Origin of the sequence: Pseudomonas sp. 43mfcvi1.1 (assembly GCF_900115935.1) — a bacterium.
Classification (GTDB): domain Bacteria; phylum Pseudomonadota; class Gammaproteobacteria; order Pseudomonadales; family Pseudomonadaceae; genus Aquipseudomonas; species Aquipseudomonas bijieensis.
The window spans coordinates 30232-49517 of the sequence record NZ_UETT01000013.1 but is presented as its reverse complement, the minus strand read 5'-3'; the positions used below and the strand labels follow the sequence as shown (position 1 = coordinate 49517).

Genomic DNA, 19286 nt, shown 5'->3' with positions numbered 1-19286 from the left:
GGGAATTACCTGTTGCGTAAATAGGCGCCATCTTACACCTTGCAGGGAAACGTCTTAACCACGATTTGTGTTGGGCTGCGCAGCCAAGGCCGAACGTGCAACTTTTGTACAAGCGCAGCACTCCATTGTTCAACGCCATCTCAGCAAGGAGTACTTCAATGGCCCGTAAAAGCACCGTGCAAGCGAATGGAGAGCAAATCAAGGATCAGGCCTTCAGCGAACTGAAGGCGTTGATCGAAGAATCGGAGAAGCTGCTCAAAAGCAGTGCCTCGCTGGTAGGCGAAGACGCTGAGGACCTGCGGGGCCAGATCTCCCAGAAACTGCAGCAAGCGCTTGATTCGGTTGCCAACGCTCGGGAGCGCACCCGTCCCATGGTCGATGCCACCGAAGTCTACATCGGTGGCCACCCATGGCAGACCGTGGCGATTTCCGCCGGTTTCGGGCTGGTGGTGGGCTTGCTGCTGGGACGGCGTTGAGCAACAGCCCTCAGAACGCCCAAGAGATTTTCTGAGTGGTTAGTCCTGTGGGAGCGAGCCTGCTCGCGATAGCGATATGTCAGGCGACATTAGTTCTGCTGAACTACCGCTATCGCGAGCAGGCTCGCTCCCACAGGGGGGTGAGTGGGCATGCGATGTGTGCACACTCACAAGGCCTTGCCTCAGGCAGCAGGGTCCGCCCGCAGGATCGACGCATCCTCCCCTCGATACAACGCCTCGACTTTCCCTGCCCGCCACTGCAATACCGCCCGCTGGTTAATCGAGCCCTTGTCGGTGATTTCACCTCGATCAATGGACGCCGGTTCATCGAGCAAGGCAATCCACTCCATCCGACTGGCATTGCCGCTGGCTTGGCGGTTCAGGCGTTGCAACCAGTCGGCGAACCATTGGCGTACCGGTTCGCTGGCGAGAACCTCGGCATCGCTGGCATCCGCGCCCAGGCCTGAAAGACGTCGGCACTCAGCAGGCCGTGGAAACACCAGCGCGCCCAGGCACTCGCGATCCGGCGCGGTGATCACCAGGTCCTGGACGTAGGGCGTGCCCTCCAGCACCGCCCGGTTGCGCAGCGGCCCAACGCTGACGAACACACCGGAAGACAATTTGAAATCCTCGGCGATCCGCCCATCGAACATCAGTCCCAGTTGCGGATTGCCGGGATCGGCCAGCTTGATTGCATCCCCCGAGCAATAGAAACCGTCCTCGTCGAATACCTCAAGGGTCTGCTGCGGCGAGCGCCAGTAGCCAGGCATGATGTGCGGCCCGCGAAAGCGCCCCTCGAACTTGCCGTCCACCGGCACCAGGCGCACTTCGCAACCGGGGGCCGGAAGGCCAATGTAGCCGGCCATGGACAATGGCCCGGTGGTGAAGGTGCAGGACGGTGACGCCTCGGTCATGCCCAGGCCCGCCATCATGCGGATCCGTTCGCCGCAATGCTGCTCGGCAACCTTGTCGAGCCGGTCCCAGGTGCTTTGGGACAAACCTGCCGCGGCAAAGAAGAACAGGCTGATGCGCTTGAAAAAGCGCTCGCGCAACTCACCGTCCTGCTCCAGGGCGCTGACCAGTTCCTCCCAGCCCTTGGGCACGGTCAGGTAGGCAGTGGGCGAAATTTCCTTGAGGTTGCGCAGGGTTTCGGCGAAACCTTGGGCAGTGGGTTTGCCGTTGTCCAGGTAGAACGTGCCGCCGTTGTACAGCACGATGCCGACGTTATGACTGCCACCGAACGTGTGGTTCCACGGCAACCAGTCCACCAGCACCGGCGGCTCTTCGCCGAACACCGGAAAGGTTTGCAGAAGCATTTGCTGATTGGCGCAAAGCATACGCTGGGTGGTGATCACCGCCTTGGGCAACTTGGTGGAGCCAGAGGTAAACAAGAACTTGGCGATGCTGTCCGGGCCTGTGGCGGCGAACGCCTGCTCGGCCTCGACGCCGCCGGGTTGCGCCAGCAGGCTGGCGAAGCTTGTCCTGGACCGGCCGGCCATCTCGCCACGTACCGTAATCAAGGGAACATTCGCCGGCAGTACGGCAGTGATCGCACGTTCGAACGGTACGGCTTCGCTGACAAACACCAGCCCCGGCTGCAATAGATCGCAGACGTGGCGCAGCTTGGCGAAATCCTGGGAGAGCAATGAATAAGCCGGCGATACCGGGCAATAGGGAATACCGGCGTACATCGCGCCGAGGGCCATTTGCAGGTGTTCGATGTCGTTGCCCGAGAGCAGCGCCAAGGGTTTTTCCGCCGACAAACCGTAACCGAGCAGGCTTTGGGCGATGGCCCGGACAGTGTCGAGCATCTGCGCGTAGCTGACCCGGCGCCAGTCACCGCCGGCCTCACGGGCCGCGATAAACGTCTGCTGTGGGCGCACCTCGGCCCAGTGCACCAGGCGTTCGAGCAAACGTGCCGGCAGCGGGGCCAGGGGCTCCAGGGAACGCATGTGCAAGATGCCACGTTCTTCTCGGACTTCGACGGCAGGATGACCAATCGACACCTGGCGATAGCGCCCGGCCTCGGGTCGGGAGGACGATCTGGACTCGGAACTCACGTACATTTCCTCCACCAAGGCACGCTCGGGTCGCGATACGAGCGGAGCGTGGCAGCACTGGGCTGCGGCCTTGTCATTGTTATTCTGGCCTGCATCGGGGCGACGGCGTTCAAGGCTCGCCCCCCCAATGCGACGGATTTCAGATCGGGTAATGCCGGGGGCCGTTCTGCAAGGTCACCCAACGCAACTGGGTGAAATGCTCGATGGACGCCTTGCCGCCAAAGCTGCCGTAACCACTGGACTTGACCCCACCGAAGGGCATCTGCGCCTCGTCGTGCACGGTCGGCCCGTTGATGTGGCAAATGCCCGACTCGACCCGCTGGGCCAAGGCCAGCGCACGGCTCGTGTCGCGACTGAAGATGGCAGCCGACAGGCCGAACTCGGAATCGTTGGCCAGGCGCAGCAGCTCTTCATCGCCGTTACCGCGCAGCAACACTGCCACCGGCCCGAAGGACTCTTCGCGGTACAGGCGCATCTGCGCAGTGACGCCGTCGAGCAAGGTCGGTTGCAGGATGCTGCCTTCCAACTGCCCCCCCGTGACCAGCCTTGCACCTTTGGCGAGGGCATCGTCGATCAGCCCCTTGATGCGCTGGCCGGCACTGGCATCGACCAACGAGCCCAGCACCGAATCACTGGCCGCCGGATCGCCAGCGCGCAGGGTGGCGATCTTGGCAGTCAGCCGGGCGACGAACTCATCCGACACGCGGGCATCGACGATCAGTCGCTCGGTGGACATGCAGATCTGGCCCTGGTTGAAGTAAGCCCCGAAGGCCGCCGCTTGCACGGCGGCGTCCAGATCGGCGTCGTCCAGCACCAACAGCGGCGCCTTGCCGCCCAGTTCCAGCAAGGCCGGCTTGAGATGGCGCGCCGACAGTTCGCCGACAATGCGCCCGACGTGGGTCGAGCCGGTGAAATTGACCCGGCGTACCGCCGGGTTGGCGATCAACCGTTCGACAATGGCCGGCGCGTCCGCGGGTGCGTTACAGATCACGTTGACCACACCGTCACCCAGCCCTGCGTCTTGCAGTACCTGGCCGATCAACCGGTGCACCGCCGGGCTTATCTCGGAAGCCTTGAGCACCACGGTGTTACCGCAGGCCAGGGGCATGGCGATGGCCCGGGTGGCGAGAATCACCGGGGCGTTCCAGGGGGCGATGCCCAGCACCACACCGCAGGGCTGGCGCAGGGCCATGGCGAAACTGCCAGGCACGTCGGAAGGAATGATTTCGCCATTGATCTGGGTGGTCATCGACGCGGCTTCGCGGAGCATGTTCGCCGCCAGGTGCACGTTGAAACCGTACCAGTTGGCCATGGCGCCGGTCTCGCCGGCCGCGGCGATAAACTCACCGCTACGAGCCTGCAACTGCTCGGCCGCCCGCAACAGACGCGTGCGGCGCTCGTTGGGCGCCAGGGCGGCCCAGGTGGGAAACGCGGCTTGGGCCGCGGCCACGGCGGCGTCGGCATCTTCCAGGGTGGCGGCGGCCACGCGCGAGACCACTTCACCGGTCACCGGGTTGCAGCGCTCGAAGGTCCGGCCGTCACGGGCGGGGCACGACTGACCGCCGATCAACAGGGGCACGTCCAGCATGGTGATTCCTCTTTATTGTCTTTATCGGGAATGCATCGCAGTGGTGTAACAGTAGCGTCAGGGCGACGCAGCGAACAGCGGGATGCGGCCCGCTATTCACTTGTCGACTCAGCGCTTATAGGTCTGCAAGCCAGGTTTGATGCTCTTGTCGTCGAGGAACTGCTTCATCCCCTGCTCGCGGCCACCCTCGGTGTCGAGCAGGCGCGACTGGTCGAGCTTGGCGTACAGGTAATCCTCGTTCTGCTCCCAGGTCAGTTCGCGGCAACGCTTGAAGCCATGCTTGGCGGCGCGCAGCACCACCGGGTTCTTTTCCAGCAGGTTGCGCGCCAGCTCCAGAGTGACTTCACGCAATTGCGCCAGGGGCACGCTTTCATTGACCAGGCCCATCTCGGCAGCTTTCTGCCCGCCGAAGGTCTTGCCGGTCATGATGTAGTACAGCGACTGGCGGTGGCCCACGGTGTCGGCCATGGCCTTGCTGACCAGGTTGCCGGGCGGGATGCCCCAGTTGATTTCCGAGAGACCGAAGGTCGCCTCATCGGCGCAGATCGCCAGGTCGCACGCCACCAACGGGCTGAAACCGCCACCGAAGCACCAGCCATTGACCATGGCAATGGTCGGCTTGGCGTACATGCGCAGCAGTTTCCATTGCCACTGCGAGGCTTCGCGACGGATTTTCTCCTGGAGGATTTCCGGCCCGGCGTCCACTTCGCGGAAATACTCCTTGAGGTCCATGCCGGCGGTCCAGGCATCACCGGCCCCGGTCAGCACCAATACGCCTGCGGCCGGATCCTGCTCCAGGGTCTCGAGCACATCGATCATCTCGCGGTTGAGGGTCGGGCTCATGGCGTTGCGTTTTTCCGGACGATTGAGGGTGACCCAGGCAATGCCCTCCTCGATATCGACCTTGACCGTTTTCCAGCGACCTTCGTAATTGCTCATGCTGCGTGCTCTCTTGTTCTGGGCTGTAGATGATCAAAAACTAAACCGGAAAATTAGTTATGTCAATTAACTATTAGCTAATTTATCTGTATTTCTTTCGCGGTCCTGGAGGAGCAGCAAATCAACAAATATGTGTTTCACCGTAGCCATGGCGCCCAAACCCCGGCAAACTGGATAGCCTTGTTAATTACTCACTTTGAGGATGCTTTCTGCGATGGCCAAGTCTTCCAAGCCTGCCGAACCCGCCGAACTCCTGGCTGCCGGCACCGAGGCGCAGGCGCCGCTGGACTCTGCGCTGGATGACCTGATCGGTTATGCCCTGCGCCGTGCCCAGTTGAAACTGTTCCAGAACCTGATCGGCCGGCTCGCCGCCCACGATCTGCGGCCGGCCCAATTTTCGGCGTTGGCGATCATCGACCAGAACCCCGGCTTGATGCAGGCCGACCTGGCCAAGGCCCTGGCGATCGAACCGCCGCAAGTAGTGCCGCTGTTGAACAAACTCGAAAGCCGGGCCCTGGCCGTGCGGGTACGCTGCAAGCCAGACAAGCGCTCCTATGGGATATTCCTCAGCAAGACCGGCGAAACCTTGCTCAAGGAACTCAAGCAGATTGCCGCACAGAGCGACCTGGACTCCACGGCAGCCCTTTCGGGTGGCGAGCGGGAGGAGTTGCTGCGGTTGCTGAAGAAGGTTTATCAGCAGTAAGAGCCAGCGCGCTCAGGTCCTAAACTGTGCAACAGCCTCACGTAATTCATGTTCCAGACTCTCCAGGTCACCACACGCCAGCACCACCTGCTGATTAACTCCCGCGCAATGCTCGGCCTCGTTTCGCACCTGCCTGACATTGCGGCCCACCTCCTCGGCCACAACACTTTGCTGCTGAGCGCTGGCAGCGTTTTGCTGGTTCATCTGCTCGATGGTCGACACTGCACCGGCGATGCCACCCAATGCGGTACTCACCTGATCGGCAAGCGACACGGTGTCTGCCATCAAACGCCCGCACCCTTGGATCTGCTCGACGCTGTGCCGGGAAAGATGCTGTAAACCGGCGATCAGCGTCTCGATCTTGTGGGTCGATTCCTGGGTCCGTCGCGCCAGCGCACGTACTTCATCGGCGACCACGGCAAAACCGCGCCCCTGCTCCCCCGCCCGGGCGGCTTCGATTGCGGCATTGAGCGCTAGCAGGTTGGTCTGTTCGGCGATCGAGGTAATCACATCGACGACGGTACCGATACTCTCGACCTGCTGTTGCAAGGAGTGGATGGCCTGCTCGGAACGCACCATCTCAGCCGCTAAACGATCGATCTGCTCACTCGCCCGTTGCACGATCTGCTCGCCACGGCGCGCCTGGTTATCCGCTTCGTCGGCCGCTTGCGAGGCTTGCTCGGCGTTCTGTGCCACCTGCTGGACAGTGATCGTCATTTGTTGCATGGCCGTGGCCGCGTGCTCGGTCTCGACCCGTTGGCGTTGGGCAGCGCCATGACTCTGGGTACTGAATGCACCCAGCGTCGCGGTCGTTTGCCCAAGGCCTGCAACACTCGATCCGATGCGCGTGACCAGTTGGCGCAAATTGGCTGTCATGTCCTCCACCGCCGCCATCAACTCTCCCAACTCGTCTCGTCGTGCAGTCATGTTATTGGCTGCACCACTCAAGTCGCCGTGGGCAATACGCTGGGCAGCCTGCAACGCTTCGCGCAGGGGCACGACGATCAGATGACGGATAACCAGGGAGGCCAACAACGCCAGGACGACGATCACCACGGCCCCCACTGCTTGCAGCCGCATGACTGAATGGCCGCGTTCGCCCATCTGTACCTGCCTGTCGGCGGCGGCCTGTTCGACCTGGCTCAATACGGTTTGCGCCTGGGCGTCCATCTGCACGGCGGTTTGTTTGCTTAGCCCACGGCTCTCGCGATAGCGCGCAAACGCCTTGCGATATTCGACCAAAGCCGCCTTTGCCGCCGCCAGGGACGCCTCGGAGCTCTCATCCACCCGGCCCTGGAGCAACTCCAGGGCGTTGCTCATTTCCTCCACCAATTCGTCCCAGCGTTGGAGAGCAGCCGGTGCGCCCTCGCCCACATAGACAAACTCGTTATTGCGGGCGACCAGCAATTTTCGCAGCAGTGCCGAGGCCTGTTCTGCCAGGCTCAGCGGATCACCCTCCAGCGCCTGGCCGCTGTTCAATACGTCGCGTACCTGGTCGTACATATCCAGTTCGACAGTCTCGAACTGCAGGCGGGCCTGCTCAGCCTGTTCCTGCATATGACGCAACGCCTCTGCCGCCAGGCGTTGGTGATCGACAAACTGTGCGAACTGGCCTTGGTAATCCTCGATGGATCGCTGCATCGCGGTCAGCAAGGGCACATCGGTGGCAGTTACCTGCGCCTTTACTGCCTGGAGCCGAGCGCCGAATGTGCCTATCAGTTCCTTGACCTCGCGCATCGCCAGGGGCTCGGGATCCAGTGCGTAGGTTTTCTCGGCATTGCGCATCTGCAGCGTCAGGTGATTGATCTCCACCATGGTGCTGACCTGTAGGCTGTGTTCAAGCAGGCTGGCGGTGGCATACAGACCCTGGGCGATAGCGGCCACCGCGAGCAGGGAAACCAGGCCGAAACCGAGCAGCAGTTTCTGCCCCACCGAACAGTCGACGAGCAACCGGGCAGTTTTCTTCAGCATTGTTCTTATCCTTATGCCTGAAGGGAATTCAGCAGCATTGTTGGCGTATCCAGGCCCGGGCAAGCCGCGTTGGCTTGCCCGGCCCACCTCCATGGTTGCCAGCGTGCCGCCTGTCAGCCCTCTTCGACCGGCTGCAACGCGCTGGCAACCTCAGGCTTTTTTGCGAACAACCGTTTCGGCAACAGGAAGTACGCCAAAGCCGGCAGCAGGATCAGCGCGCCAAGCATGTTCACCAGGAACATGAAGGCCAGCAGGATGCCCATGTCGGCCTGGAACTTGATCGGCGAGAAAGCCCAGGTCGCCACGGCGATGGCCAGGCTGATGCCGGTCAGTAGCACCACCTTGCCGGTGAATAACAGCGCGCGGTAGTAGGCCTCGGACAGCGTGGCGCCAGCACGCATGTGCGTCAGGATGACGCTCAGCACGTAGAGCGCATAGTCGACGCCAATGCCCACCCCAAGGGCGATCACTGGCAAGGTCGCCACCTTGACCCCCATGCCGAGGCCGACCATCAATGCCTCGCAGAGGATCGAGGTGAGCATCAGCGGCAGCACGGCGGCGAGCACCGCACGCCAGGAACGGAAGGTCACCCAGCAGAGCAGGATCACCGCACCGTAGACCCAGAACAGCATCTCGCGCATGGCTTTCTTCACCACGATATTGGTCGCCGCCTCGATCCCGGCGCTCCCCGCGGCAAGCATGAACTTCACCTCCGGCAGGTGCTGTTGGGCGATAAACGCTTCGCTGGCCTGCACCACCCGTTCCAGGGTTTCGGCCTTATGGTCGGCCAGGTAAACGTAGAGCGAGAGCAGTGAACAGCCCTGGTTGAACAGTTCTCGTGGCGCGCGCGTCTGTACCGCGCCGAGAGCGCCGTCGTTGGGGATCAACTCGTACCACTTGAAGTTGCCCTCGTTATAACCGGCGGCGGCGATCTTGCTCAGGGCGGCCATGGAGTTGGTCGATTCGACGCCCGGCAATTGCTCGAGCTGCCAGGCCAGGGCGTCCACCGCCGCCAGGGTTGTGTAACGGGTGCATTGGTCTTCCGGGGTTTTCACCATGACCACGAAGATGTCCGAACTGGCCGCATAGTTTTGCGTCATGAAGGCTGCATCGCGGTTGTAGCGCGAGTCTGGGCGTAGCTCCGGGGCGCCGGGATCGAGGTCGCCGATCTTCAAGTGCAGGCTGATGGCGAAACCACCGATCGCCAGGGCCAGACCGGCCAGGCAAGCCACATAGGCCCAGGAGCGCCGGGTGAACAGATCGAGAAAACTCCAGAGCGGATGTTTGACGTTCGCTTTCAGCTCGGCGGTTTCCGCCCGCAAACTGCGCTCGGCCGCCTTGGCGCCGACGCCGATATAACTGAGCAAAATAGGCAGCAGGATCAGGTTGGTGAAGATCAGCACCGCCACGCCGATACTGGCAGTGATCGCCAGGTCCTGGATCACCCGGATCTTGATCACCATCAGCACGGCGAAGCCCACCGCATCGCAGAGCAACGCGGTCATGCCGGCGGCGAACAGCCGGCGGAAGGTATAGCGCGCAGCGACCACCCGGTGTGTGCCTCGACCGATGTCCTGCATGATGCCGTTCATCTTCTGCGCGCCGTGACTCATGCCGATGGCGAACACCAAAAAAGGCACCAGCGCCGAGTAAGGGTCAAGGTCGTAACCGAGGCTGGCGAGCAGGCCTATCTGCCAGAGCACCGCCACCAGCGAGCAGAGCACCACCAGCGACGTGCTGCGCGCGCAACGGGTATACCAGTAGAGCACCGCCACGGTCACCAGCACGGCAACCACGAAGAACAGCATGACCTGGACCAATCCGGCGATCAGGTCGCCGATGATCTTGGTGAATCCGGTGATGTGAATCTGGATTCGATCGCTCTGGTACTTGTCGCGCAAGGCCTCCAATTGCCGGGAGAACTCGCCAGCATCCAAAGCCTTGCCGGTCACCGGATTGAGTTCCAGCAGCGGCACGAATATCACGCTGGACTGGAAATTGCCGGCCACCAGTTGGCCGATCTCACCGGAACGGGCCACATTGGTGCGTACCTGCTCCAGGCTCGCCGCAGAACCGTCATAGGCGTCCGGGATCACCGTACCGCCATCGAGCCCCTCCTCCGTCACCGCGGTCCAGCGGGTCGTCGGCGTCCATAGCGACTTCATATAAGGTTTGTCGACGCCGGGCAGCAAATAGATCTCGTCGTTGAGCTTGGCCAGGACCTCGAGGTAGTCCTTGTCGAAGATACTGCCGTCCTTGATCTCCACCGCGATGCGAATCGAATTGCCCAAGCCGCTCAATTCGCTACGCCGCTCGAGAAAGTTGGCGACGTAAGGGTGAGAGGCCGGGATGGTCTTCTCGAAACTGGCGTTGAGGCCGATCTTGCTGGCCTGGAAACCCAGCACCAGGGTCACCAGCAAGCAGAGCAGAATCACCCAGGGCCGGTGGTTAAAAATCGCCCGCTCACCCAGGTTGCCGGAACGCGGATCGAAATCCTCCAGGCGGGCGATCACCACTTGCTGTTCAAGGGAGGGATTATGGTCGTTCACATCGGACTCCAAATTCGGCCGTGTAGGGCTCTGGCAGGTTGTTTCAGCGTTGGGCCGAGAAAAGGTCTTGGTTGAGACGGGTCGGGCCACTCATGCCGACGCAGATCAAACTGCCATCCGGGGCAGCCACTAAACCTGCAACCGAGGTGCCGGTCGGGCCGGCCAGGTGCCTAAAGCTGCTCCCTTGACTCGGACTGATCAGCAGATCGCCAGCCTGGCTGACCAGCACCAGCGCGCCGTCAGGCAGTTTGGTGGCCGCAGAAAACGCTACCTCCAAGCCGGTTTCGATGCGTCGCCAGCTGGCCCCCTGGTCGTTCGACCAATAAGCGTTGCCACGCAGCCCGAAGGCCACCAACGTTCCACCGGCGCCGCCCTGCAGGCCAAAAAAACTGCCGTCATAGGGCGAGTCCAGCGCCTGGAAGCTGCGACCGTTATCGCTGGAACGCAGCAGCAGACCGCGCTCACCCACGATGAACAGCGCGCCGCCGGCGGCGCGAATACCGTACAGATTGAGGCCCTCGGGGTTATCCACCTGTTGCATCCATGGCTGCCAGTTGTCGCCACCGTCCACGGTGCGCAGAATCAGGCCGTAGGCGCCGACGGCATAGCCGTTACGGCGGTCGCTGAAGTACAGGTCGAGAAATGGCTTGTCCGGGCCATCGGCAACCAGTCGCTCGGCGTCTTTGAGCTGCTTGGCGTCGTTGCCCTGTTGCGCCGACACCAACGCCAGCTGCGCGGCGGCGACACCATCGAGTTGTTTGACCCAGGTTTCACCACCATCCGAGCTGTGAAGAATCACGCCCATATGGCCGACTGCCCAGCCCTGCTCGGCATCGACAAACTGCACCGCCGTCAGGCTGACGCTCACAGGCACGCGGGCTTGGCGCCAGTGTTTGCCGGAGTCATCAGAGAGCAGGACGATGCCGCGTTCGCCGACCGCCACCAGCCGTTCGCCGGCACGGGTTACCGCCAGCAGCACCGCATGGTCGGCCTTGGCACTTTGCAGCGCTGCCTGGTCGAGTAGCGAAATCCGCGGGCTGGCCGCGGCCCAACCTGGCACCAGCAATGCCGCCAGCAGCAAGGTCGCCGGCAGCACCCTCGTGAGTGAAAAGTTAACGATCATGTCTGCTCCAACCACCCATAAGAGTTATCCAAACGCTAATTGCACAACGCGCCGAACCTGGGCAATCCGTTAGCGCATGCTGTCGCTGGCCATGGCATCCGGGGTGAAAAACGCGGACGGCGGACGTGGATAGCTCTGGTACTGCACGCCCAGGTCGTTGGCCGATGAGTTCAGGAAGTAGGCGCCGGTCTCCAGGTTGTAGCTGCCCCACATCATTTGCGCGGTCAGCGCGGGCATTTCAGGCGCCAGCAGCGTCAGCGAATAGTTATGCCGGCCCAACTTGCCTTGCGCGTCATACCCGTCGAGCAGCAGCACCTGCCAGGAGTCCTCGTCCACGTAATAGGTGCGCTTGGGCACCACGTGACGCTTGCCGTCCTTGAGCGTCGCGCTCACCACCCACACCCGGTGTTTCTCCCAGCGCACCAGATCCGGGTTGAGGAAGCCCGGCTTGACCAGCTCGTCGCTGGGTGCCGCCGCGGCGCGGTTGTTGTTGTAAGGCACCAGCAGCTCTTTCTTGCCGATCAGTTTGAGGTCGTGGCGGTCGGTCGGGCCGAAAATCATGAAGGCTTCGTCGAAAAAGCCGACGCCCGAGGTGACGAAGTCCGGCGTGTCATAGGCAATGTTCGGCGCACGCCGTACCCGACGTTGGCCAACCAGGTACTGCCAGGCGGCACGCTTGCCCGGATCCATGTCCCAATGGGTCATCAGCCCCTCGCCCGCCTTGGACGACGGGAGTTCCGTGGCCAGCTTGCCGATCAGAAACTTGCCATCAAAGGTATCCAGGCTGCCCTCTTTGAAGTAATAGGGATGCTGGTACCAGAAACGCGCGCGGGTGGCCTGGATCTTCTTGCCGCCAGCGGTCATCAGCCAGGTATCAAAAGGCGCATAGAAGGTGTCGCCACCCTGCCAGGACAGGCGGTAGTTCCACAACACCTCGGCACCGTTCTGCGGCAATGGGAAGGGAATCCCGCCATAAGCACCGCTGACTTTCTCGGTTTCCACCTCGAGGTTTGCACGGGTGGCGTTCTTCAGGGTGTTGTCATACACCCACTGCGGGGCAGCGGCACTGCGCCGGGTCGGATAGACGTCCAGGCGGTAGCCCGGATATTTCTGCAACAGGGCCTTGGTCCCCTCGGCCAACTGATCGGCGTACTGGGCCATGTTGGACGCGCTCACCGAATACAGCGGCTTGTCGGCAGCGAATGGGTCGGCACGCTTGTCGCCGTTCTTGTAGCCTGCCGGCGCTTTGGTGTAGCCACCGGTCCATTCGGGGATGCTGCCGTCTTTGTTACCGGCGCGCTCGGCGCCCATGGGTGTAAGGTCGGTATTAAGCCGTGCGGCCTGCTCAGGGGAAACCGCCGCCTGCACCAGGCCGGCGCTTAACAAGGCAATGGCCAGGGCCGAAATACGCAAGGAAAATTTGCTTTGCATAGCGGATGAAACCTCTTATTAGAATGTGGTTTTCACGTACATGGAGACGAAGTCACGGTCGGCCAGCGATTGCCCATAGCTGAAGTTGCCGTCTTCGCGCAGTCCCGCCTCCTTCTTGCCGAAGAAGTTCACGTAGTTCACGCCGAAGTCCCAGCGCTGCAAATAAGTGGCCTTGAGTCCGACGCTCCAGTCGCCGGCATGGGTGTTGCCGAAACCGGCCTTGCTGACCGCCGAGGAACGCCCATCGAGTACCACTCCAAAGCCCACCGGTACGGTCAGGTCGAGGCCGTCGGCCACCTGGAAGTAGGCCGGCTCGGCCAGCACCCGCAGTGCGGTGGCGTCACGGGTGGTATTGGAGTCCAATGCCGCACGGTTCTCGGTAACGCTGAGGGTGCGGTTCCAGGCCAGTTCGGCGAGTACCGAACCGCCGTCCCATAGTGCGTTGGGCGACAGCAGGTAAATGGTCGAGAGGTTGACGTGCGCGGTCTTGCCCTTGGCGTAGAGCGCGTTGTCGCTGTTGTCGGCCGCCATGCCAGGTGTCACCACCTGCAGGTTGCTCACCAGGGGCGCATCCCAACGCACCGAGCTTTCGCCGGCGAAGTTGAACGGGCCGTGAGCGGTGGAGAAGCTGACGCCGACGGTCTTGATGTCTTCGGCGTAGACCTGGCGGTAGGAGCCGAGGATCGGCAGCCCGGTAGCGGCCGCCGCTGCACCATCCAGGTAGGCATAGAGTGCGCTCGGGGCCTTGTCGTGATACTTCGCGGCGTAGAAGCCCAGCTCAAGCTCCGTGCCTTCGGGCTTGTAGCGCAGTTGCATGCCGCCCTGCCCGCTATTTTTGGCTTCGATGTCAGAGGCATGAACGGTGGTGTTGCCAAACACCTCAGTCCAGTCGCCCGAACCTTTGCCGATGCCATCGTTATCGCTCAGGTAGCTGCCCGCACCCGGCAGGTTGGAACGCTCCCATTCGAACTGATAGTACGCACCCACCGACAACTGAGGGTTGATCTGCAACTGCCCGGACACTTGATTGACCGGCCGCAGGATTTCCTTGAACTGGGTACCTGGTACGCTGAGCAGCTTGACGATGTCGCTAGGCCCTTGGGCGGCGGCGATGCCGTTGCCACCGTAGAACAGGCTTTCGCCATAGATCAGGCTGTGTCGGCCGAGGCGCACGGTGCCCTGGCTTGCGTCACCGACATCGCCGCGCACGAACACGAAGGCGTCCAGCAACTCGGCGTCACGCCCGTGCAGTTCGCGGGTATCGTCGAGGAAGTGGCGCTGGTCGCTGCTGTCGGTGTCCTTGTTATAGACATCGTCGTACCAGGCCGCCCCGCTGAGGCGCAGGCCATAGTTTTCCCGACTCAGGTCCATTTCACTGAACAGGTCCAGGCGGTTGGAGACCAGGCCGCTGCTGAAGTTCTTGTCGCCCTGGCTTTGTATCGAGGGATACAAGCCTCCCGCCGTCGGCGCGTTGACCAGATTGTCGTCGGCGCCGTTGAGTCGCCAGGCCTGGCTGTATTTGATGGTGTTGTCCCAACGCAAACGCCATTCACTGTCGCCCAAGTCTATTTGTGCGGCTTGAGACTGGCCGGCCCAGCTCGCCAGACACACCGAGAGCGCCATGGCGGAACGCTTGAAGCCTGGATAGCAACGAGAGTTGTGCATGTTGTTCCTCATTATTCTTGTTGTTGGAAGCAGGTTTTATGAGCCGATCATTCGCTCGAAAACGACCGACAATGAATTGCGCGAAAAGGCGTGGCCCAAGGTTCCTCATTCAGACGTAAGTGGACGCCAGCCCCCCATCGACGGGCAGGTTGATGCCATTGACCCAGCGAGATTCGTCAGCGCACAGGAAGGCAATGGCGGCCGCCACCTCATCGGCGTAGGCCGGGCGTTTCATGCGGTGGGCGTCAGCGTCGATGCGCTCTTTACCGAGCATGGCGACGAAATCACCCAGGATTGGGGTGAACACCGGGCCCGGAGCCACGCAGTTCATGCGAACCGAGGTCTGCAAGAACCATGGCTGGGCCTGCAAAGCGTTCCAGACGATCAAGGCTTCTTTGAAGTACTGGTAGCAGCTCTCCGGAGGCACCGGGTGTTCGGCCAACCAGGCCTGGCCATCCGCAAAACTGTCGGTACGGGCCAAGGCCTTGTGCAAATCCACCCGCAGTGGCCACTCCGCGCCCAGGATCGAAGCGACGTTAACGATGCTGCCACCGGCCCGGATACGCGGCAGCAGCGCTGCGCAGAGATGGCGCAGCCCCAGATAATTGATCTGGGCAACCCGTTGTGGATCGGCGGTGCCCGGCACCCCGGCGATATTGCACAGGCCGTCGAGGGTGTCCGGTAACTGCCGCACCGCCGCGTCGATGGCATCCGGGTGGCTGAGGTCAGCCTGGATGAAATGATCCAGGCTCAGGTGGGGCTCATTGCGATCCATGCCGATGACGATGGCGCCGTGGGCACGCAGGATTCGGGCGGTTTCGGCGCCAATGCCCGAGGACACCCCGGTCACGACTATCCTTTTACTGGTCAGCTTCATACGGGTTCCCCGATTCGTGCTTGTGCTGCCCGCGCTAGGGCGACAGCCAAGCCATATTGTTATTCGCCGAATTAGTTAATGTCGGTAACTAGTTGTAGCAAGCGATATGCCATCTCTGGACAATGACGAGGAAACCGCTCAAGCACGCGGCATTCAGCCTGAATAGGGAAAAACAGCGACAGGAAGGCGGGATGGAGCGCGTTAGAAAAGTGATGATTTCAGCAATTTCATGCTGCACTATGCGGATTATGATTACTCAAATTAAGGGTTTCTGATGGCAGACAAGCTGATTTCCCTGGCCGAACTCTCTCGTGATGCACAAAAGAAACCCGGACGTGGCGCCAGCGAGCAATTGCCACCCGGCGCCGCCCCTACCCTGCAGGACCTGACCGAATGCCTGCTGTTCAGCCCGGGCGATGGGCGCATCTGGTTGAACGGCGCGCGCATGCTGCTGATGCACAACAGCGGCATCGGCGCACTGCGCCGGGAGCTGATTGAAAGCATGGGCCTGGCCCGCGCCCGAGGGATCATGCTGCGCACCGGCTACCATTGCGGTGCCCGGGACGCCGCGTTGATCAAGGAACGCTTTCCCGAGGCCGATATCCTGGCGCTGTTTGCCGCCGGCCCGATCATCCATGCGATTGAAGGGGCGGTGAAGGTCGAGCCGGTGCACTTCGAATTCGACATGAACCTGGGAACCTATTACGGAGAGTTCCTCTGGCACCACTCCAGCGAAGATGATGAGCACATCGCCCAGTACGGCATCGGCACCGAGCCGGCCTGCTGGATGCAAACAGGCTATGCCACCGGATACACCTCGGCGATGGTCGGCCGGTTGATCGTCTACCGCGAGGTTGAATGCCGCTCCACCGGCTCGAGCATTTGCCGGCTGATCGGAAAACCCGCCGAGGAATGGGACGACGCCGAAGCGGACCTGGCCGACCTCAACGCCGAACCCTTCGTCAGCACCGGTGGACGCAGCGCCACGGCACCCAACCGCAGCGATAAAGGCGCCCTGCCCACTGGCCTGCAAGCGGGTCCGACACCGGCGCAAGACACCGACATGGTCGGTATTTCTTCAGCCTTCAACGCCGCTTGCCACATGTTAAGGCGGGTCGCGCCAACCCAGGCCACGGTGCTGTTCACCGGTGAGTCCGGGGTCGGCAAGGAAATGTTCGCCAGGATGCTGCACCGCATCAGCCCGCGTCACGATGAGCCCTTCGTCGCCATCAACTGCGCGGCCATTCCGGAAAACCTGATGGAGTCGGAGCTGTTCGGCGTCGAGCGCGGCGCCTACACCGGTGCCACTCAATCGCGCGCCGGGCGCTTCGAGCGCGCCGATGGCGGCACGCTGTTCCTGGACGAAATCGCCACCCTCAGCCTGGTGGCCCAGGGCAAGCTGCTGCGCGCACTTCAGGAAGGCGAGGTCGAGCGGGTTGGCGGCAGTCGCACCTTGAAGGTCGATGTGCGGGTGGTCGCCGCGACCAACGTCGACCTGCGCGCTGCGGCGCAGCGTGGCGAGTTCCGTGAAGACCTGTTCTTTCGCTTGAACGTGTTCCCGATCCACCTGCCGCCGTTGCGCGAACGCAAGGAAGACATCCCGCTGCTGATGACGCATTTCCTGCATCGCTTCACCCAGCGCCACGGCCGCCAGATCAGCGGCTTCACCCCGCGCACGGCCGACACCCTGCTGGCCTATGACTTCCCGGGCAATATTCGCGAGTTGCAGAACCTGGTGGAGCGCGGCGTGATCAGTGCTCCGGACGGCGGCGCAATCGACCTGGCGCACCTGTTTACCAGCGGCGAACGCCTGGCCTTACCCATGTTCTCCATCGGCAAACGCGGCCAACTGGCCGCGGCACCGAACGACCAGGCACCCTCCCAGCGCACGACTGTCGCACCTGCCGATACAGGCAATGAAGCGATCCAGGCGTTGTTCGGCGGCAAGGACCTGAGCCGGCTGTCGCTGCAAGAGATCGAGGACACGATGATCGACCACTGCCTGAGCGAGGTGAAAGGCAATGTCTCCGAAGCGGCCCGCCGTCTCGGCCTGACTCGCGCGCAGTTGTCCTATCGCCTGTCGCGGCGGCCGATCAGCGAGTAAAAGGTTGTGCGGGTGCGCTCAAGCCACTTATGGGAATGAAATCATCGTGGCGAGGGGATTTATCCCCGCTGGGCTGCGAAGCAGCCCCCAAACCAGGCAACCCGGTGAGTCAGGGAGATTGAGTTCGCTGCTTTAGGGCTGCTGCGCAGCCCAGCGGGGATAAATCCCCTCGCCACAGGGCGCATGCTGGATAAAACATCGACTGAACATGCCGAGGGCCACTTCGACCCGCTGTTCGATCTGCTCGTCGGACCAGCTCTGTTGCACCCCAAGGGTGAAGAGCTTGAGCGGTTGGGAAATCAACAACGCGTCGATCAGTTCGATGGCCGCCTCGACATCCTCGTTTGCCAACAGCCCCTTGCCCGCCGCCTTGCCCAGCCAGCCACGCAACAGGCCCAGGCAGCGTTCGGCACCTTCCTGATACCAGATCCGGGCAATGCCCGGCGCAGTCTCGCGCCCCTGCGCGGCCATGAGATAGAGACCCAGGGCCAATGGCGAAAGGGTCAGGCGCGCCCATAGGGTCAGGTACATGCGCAACTCGCTGAGCAGATCCTCGGCGCAGTCGATACCGCTTTCCAGGAGCAGTTCGAGGGTGGATAAGTCGCGGGCCACCAACTGTGAGAGCAACGCTTCCTTACTGGCCACCAGTAGATACACGGTCTTCTTCGAGATGCCGGCGGCGCGGGCGATGGCGTCCATGGTGACATTGGCGAAGTTGCCGCTGCCAAGCGCCTGCGCCGCCGCGTCCAGCAGCAAACGCATCTGCTCCTCACGGCTGCGCAACGGAGGACGACCGCGCTTGGCGGGCTGTGCAGTGGTTTCAGGCATTACGAGCCCGGTTGATTGGCATGGTGCACGAGTCCTGACAGTGATGGTTTGGCCAAGGTGCCCAGCCTAGCGCAATGGGCTGAAAACGCCTCGCGCAAAGAGTCCTCGATGAGTTGCCAGGCCTCCTGAGCCGAGTCATCCGGCCCCAGGTGGGTGAACATATGATCGCAGCCGGCGAACATCCGCTCATGCACCGCCACGCCGGCCTGACGCAGTTTCTCTGCGTAGGCCTCGCCTTCAACGCGCAGGATGTCGTACTCGGCGGTGATCAGCGTGGTGGCGGGCATGCCCTGCAACGCCTCGAGCGGCACCCGCAAGGGCGAGGCCAGAGGGTCGTACGCGTGGGCCGGATCACTCAGGTAGCAACTATTGAAGAAGCGCATCAGGCCCGTGCCAAGCAGCGGTTTGTCGAGGGGCGAGTGCTTCTGTTCGGGATCCAGGGCCAAGTCCAGCGCCGCATAATCGATGATCTGATGCACCACCCGCAGCCGCTGGTGTCCCCGCGCCAGATTGGCCACGCCGGTGGCCAGGTTGCCACCGGCGCTGTGCCCGCCGACGGCGATACACTGTGGGTCGATCCCCAAGGCCGTGGCCTGTCCGGCCAGCCACTCCAGCACCTCGAAGCTCTGTCGCACACCTGCGGGAAAGGGATGCTCTGGGGCCAGGACATAATCCAGATTGACCACCAGGCAACCGAGATTGTGTGCAAGCCGCCGGCAATAGCTGTCGTCATGCTCCGGCACCCCGGCCACGAAACCACCGCCATGCAGGTTCAGATAGACCGGCAAGGGCTCCACGGACGGCGTATCGGGCCAATAGAACAGCGCCCGAGCCGGTCCCCAGGCCGTCGGGATGATTTTCTCTTCGACCGCGCGTAACGGATACGCCGCTGCGTCGTAGATGAACTTGGCTTTCATGCGCTTGGCAAAGGCCCGCAGCAGTTTGGCCTTGAAGGTTTGCATCGCGTTCATG

14 protein-coding genes and 1 pseudogene are annotated in these 19286 nt (G+C 62.2%); 3 read left to right on the top strand and 12 right to left on the bottom strand.

Annotation, left to right across the window (positions count from 1 at the left end; all coding sequences use genetic code 11):
- Nucleotides 1-158: 158 nt before the first annotated feature.
- Nucleotides 159-476, top strand: a complete 318-nt coding sequence (locus DTP52_RS22715) for a YqjD family protein (RefSeq protein WP_109755343.1) — start codon at nucleotides 159-161, stop codon at nucleotides 474-476.
- 182 nt (nucleotides 477-658) lie between these two features.
- Here DTP52_RS22715 and DTP52_RS22710 read toward each other — a convergent pair whose 3' ends face one another.
- From DTP52_RS22710 to DTP52_RS22700, 3 genes are all read right to left on the bottom strand, one after another.
- Nucleotides 659-2536, bottom strand: a complete 1878-nt coding sequence (locus tag DTP52_RS22710) for a feruloyl-CoA synthase (protein WP_109755463.1) — start codon at nucleotides 2534-2536, stop codon at nucleotides 659-661.
- Nucleotides 2537-2675: 139 nt separating this feature from the next.
- Nucleotides 2676-4124: an aldehyde dehydrogenase gene (locus DTP52_RS22705; RefSeq protein ID WP_109755342.1), complete on the bottom strand. Its 1449-nt coding sequence runs from the start codon at nucleotides 4122-4124 to the stop codon at nucleotides 2676-2678.
- Between the two features lie 108 nt (nucleotides 4125-4232).
- Nucleotides 4233-5063 (bottom strand): p-hydroxycinnamoyl CoA hydratase/lyase, encoded by an 831-nt coding sequence (locus tag DTP52_RS22700; protein ID WP_109755341.1) that lies wholly within the window; start codon nucleotides 5061-5063, stop codon nucleotides 4233-4235.
- 214 nt (nucleotides 5064-5277) lie between these two features.
- Here DTP52_RS22700 and DTP52_RS22695 point away from each other — a divergent pair, with 214 nt between their 5' ends.
- Nucleotides 5278-5766 carry a MarR family winged helix-turn-helix transcriptional regulator gene (locus DTP52_RS22695; RefSeq protein WP_109755340.1) on the top strand — a complete coding sequence of 163 codons (489 nt, stop codon included), beginning with the start codon at nucleotides 5278-5280 and terminating at the stop codon, nucleotides 5764-5766.
- A gap of 12 nt (nucleotides 5767-5778) precedes the next feature.
- On the opposite strand, the gene DTP52_RS31725 is transcribed toward DTP52_RS22695, so the two are convergent.
- The 7 genes and pseudogenes from DTP52_RS31725 to DTP52_RS22665 form a co-directional block, all read right to left on the bottom strand.
- Complete coding sequence (locus tag DTP52_RS31725; protein ID WP_371925628.1) at nucleotides 5779-6642, bottom strand: methyl-accepting chemotaxis protein; 864 nt, start codon at nucleotides 6640-6642, stop codon at nucleotides 5779-5781.
- Nucleotides 6634-7737, bottom strand: a pseudogene (locus DTP52_RS31720) (methyl-accepting chemotaxis protein); the annotation flags it as partial. The gene DTP52_RS31725 and the pseudogene DTP52_RS31720, both read right to left, overlap by 9 nt.
- 113 nt (nucleotides 7738-7850) lie before the next feature.
- Complete coding sequence (locus DTP52_RS22685; RefSeq protein ID WP_109755338.1) at nucleotides 7851-10286, bottom strand: RND family transporter; 2436 nt, start codon at nucleotides 10284-10286, stop codon at nucleotides 7851-7853.
- Nucleotides 10287-10329: 43 nt separating this feature from the next.
- Nucleotides 10330-11409, bottom strand: coding sequence for a YCF48-related protein (locus tag DTP52_RS22680; RefSeq protein WP_109755337.1), 1080 nt, complete (start codon nucleotides 11407-11409; stop codon nucleotides 10330-10332).
- Between the two features lie 69 nt (nucleotides 11410-11478).
- Nucleotides 11479-12840, bottom strand: coding sequence for a DUF1329 domain-containing protein (locus tag DTP52_RS22675; protein ID WP_109755336.1), 1362 nt, complete (start codon nucleotides 12838-12840; stop codon nucleotides 11479-11481).
- 18 nt (nucleotides 12841-12858) lie between these two features.
- Nucleotides 12859-14505: a DUF1302 domain-containing protein gene (locus DTP52_RS22670; protein ID WP_109755335.1), complete on the bottom strand. Its 1647-nt coding sequence runs from the start codon at nucleotides 14503-14505 to the stop codon at nucleotides 12859-12861.
- A 109-nt stretch (nucleotides 14506-14614) separates the two neighbouring features.
- Entirely contained in the window at nucleotides 14615-15382 is a 768-nt protein-coding gene (locus tag DTP52_RS22665) for a coniferyl-alcohol dehydrogenase (protein WP_109755334.1), read from the bottom strand.
- Nucleotides 15383-15656: 274 nt separating this feature from the next.
- On the opposite strand from DTP52_RS22665, the gene DTP52_RS22660 reads away from it, so the two are divergent.
- The gene (locus DTP52_RS22660; RefSeq protein WP_109755333.1) at nucleotides 15657-17486 is read left to right on the top strand and encodes a sigma-54-dependent Fis family transcriptional regulator; all 1830 of its coding nucleotides are present in this window, start codon (nucleotides 15657-15659) and stop codon (nucleotides 17484-17486) included.
- A 132-nt stretch (nucleotides 17487-17618) separates the two neighbouring features.
- Here DTP52_RS22660 and DTP52_RS22655 read toward each other — a convergent pair whose 3' ends face one another.
- Both DTP52_RS22655 and DTP52_RS22650 read right to left on the bottom strand, forming a co-directional pair.
- Nucleotides 17619-18314 carry a TetR/AcrR family transcriptional regulator gene (locus DTP52_RS22655; RefSeq protein WP_109755332.1) on the bottom strand — a complete coding sequence of 232 codons (696 nt, stop codon included), beginning with the start codon at nucleotides 18312-18314 and terminating at the stop codon, nucleotides 17619-17621.
- Nucleotides 18314-19285: an alpha/beta hydrolase gene (locus DTP52_RS22650; protein ID WP_109755331.1), complete on the bottom strand. Its 972-nt coding sequence runs from the start codon at nucleotides 19283-19285 to the stop codon at nucleotides 18314-18316. The genes DTP52_RS22655 and DTP52_RS22650 overlap by 1 nt, the downstream gene beginning before the upstream one ends.
- Nucleotide 19286 lies beyond the last annotated feature (1 nt).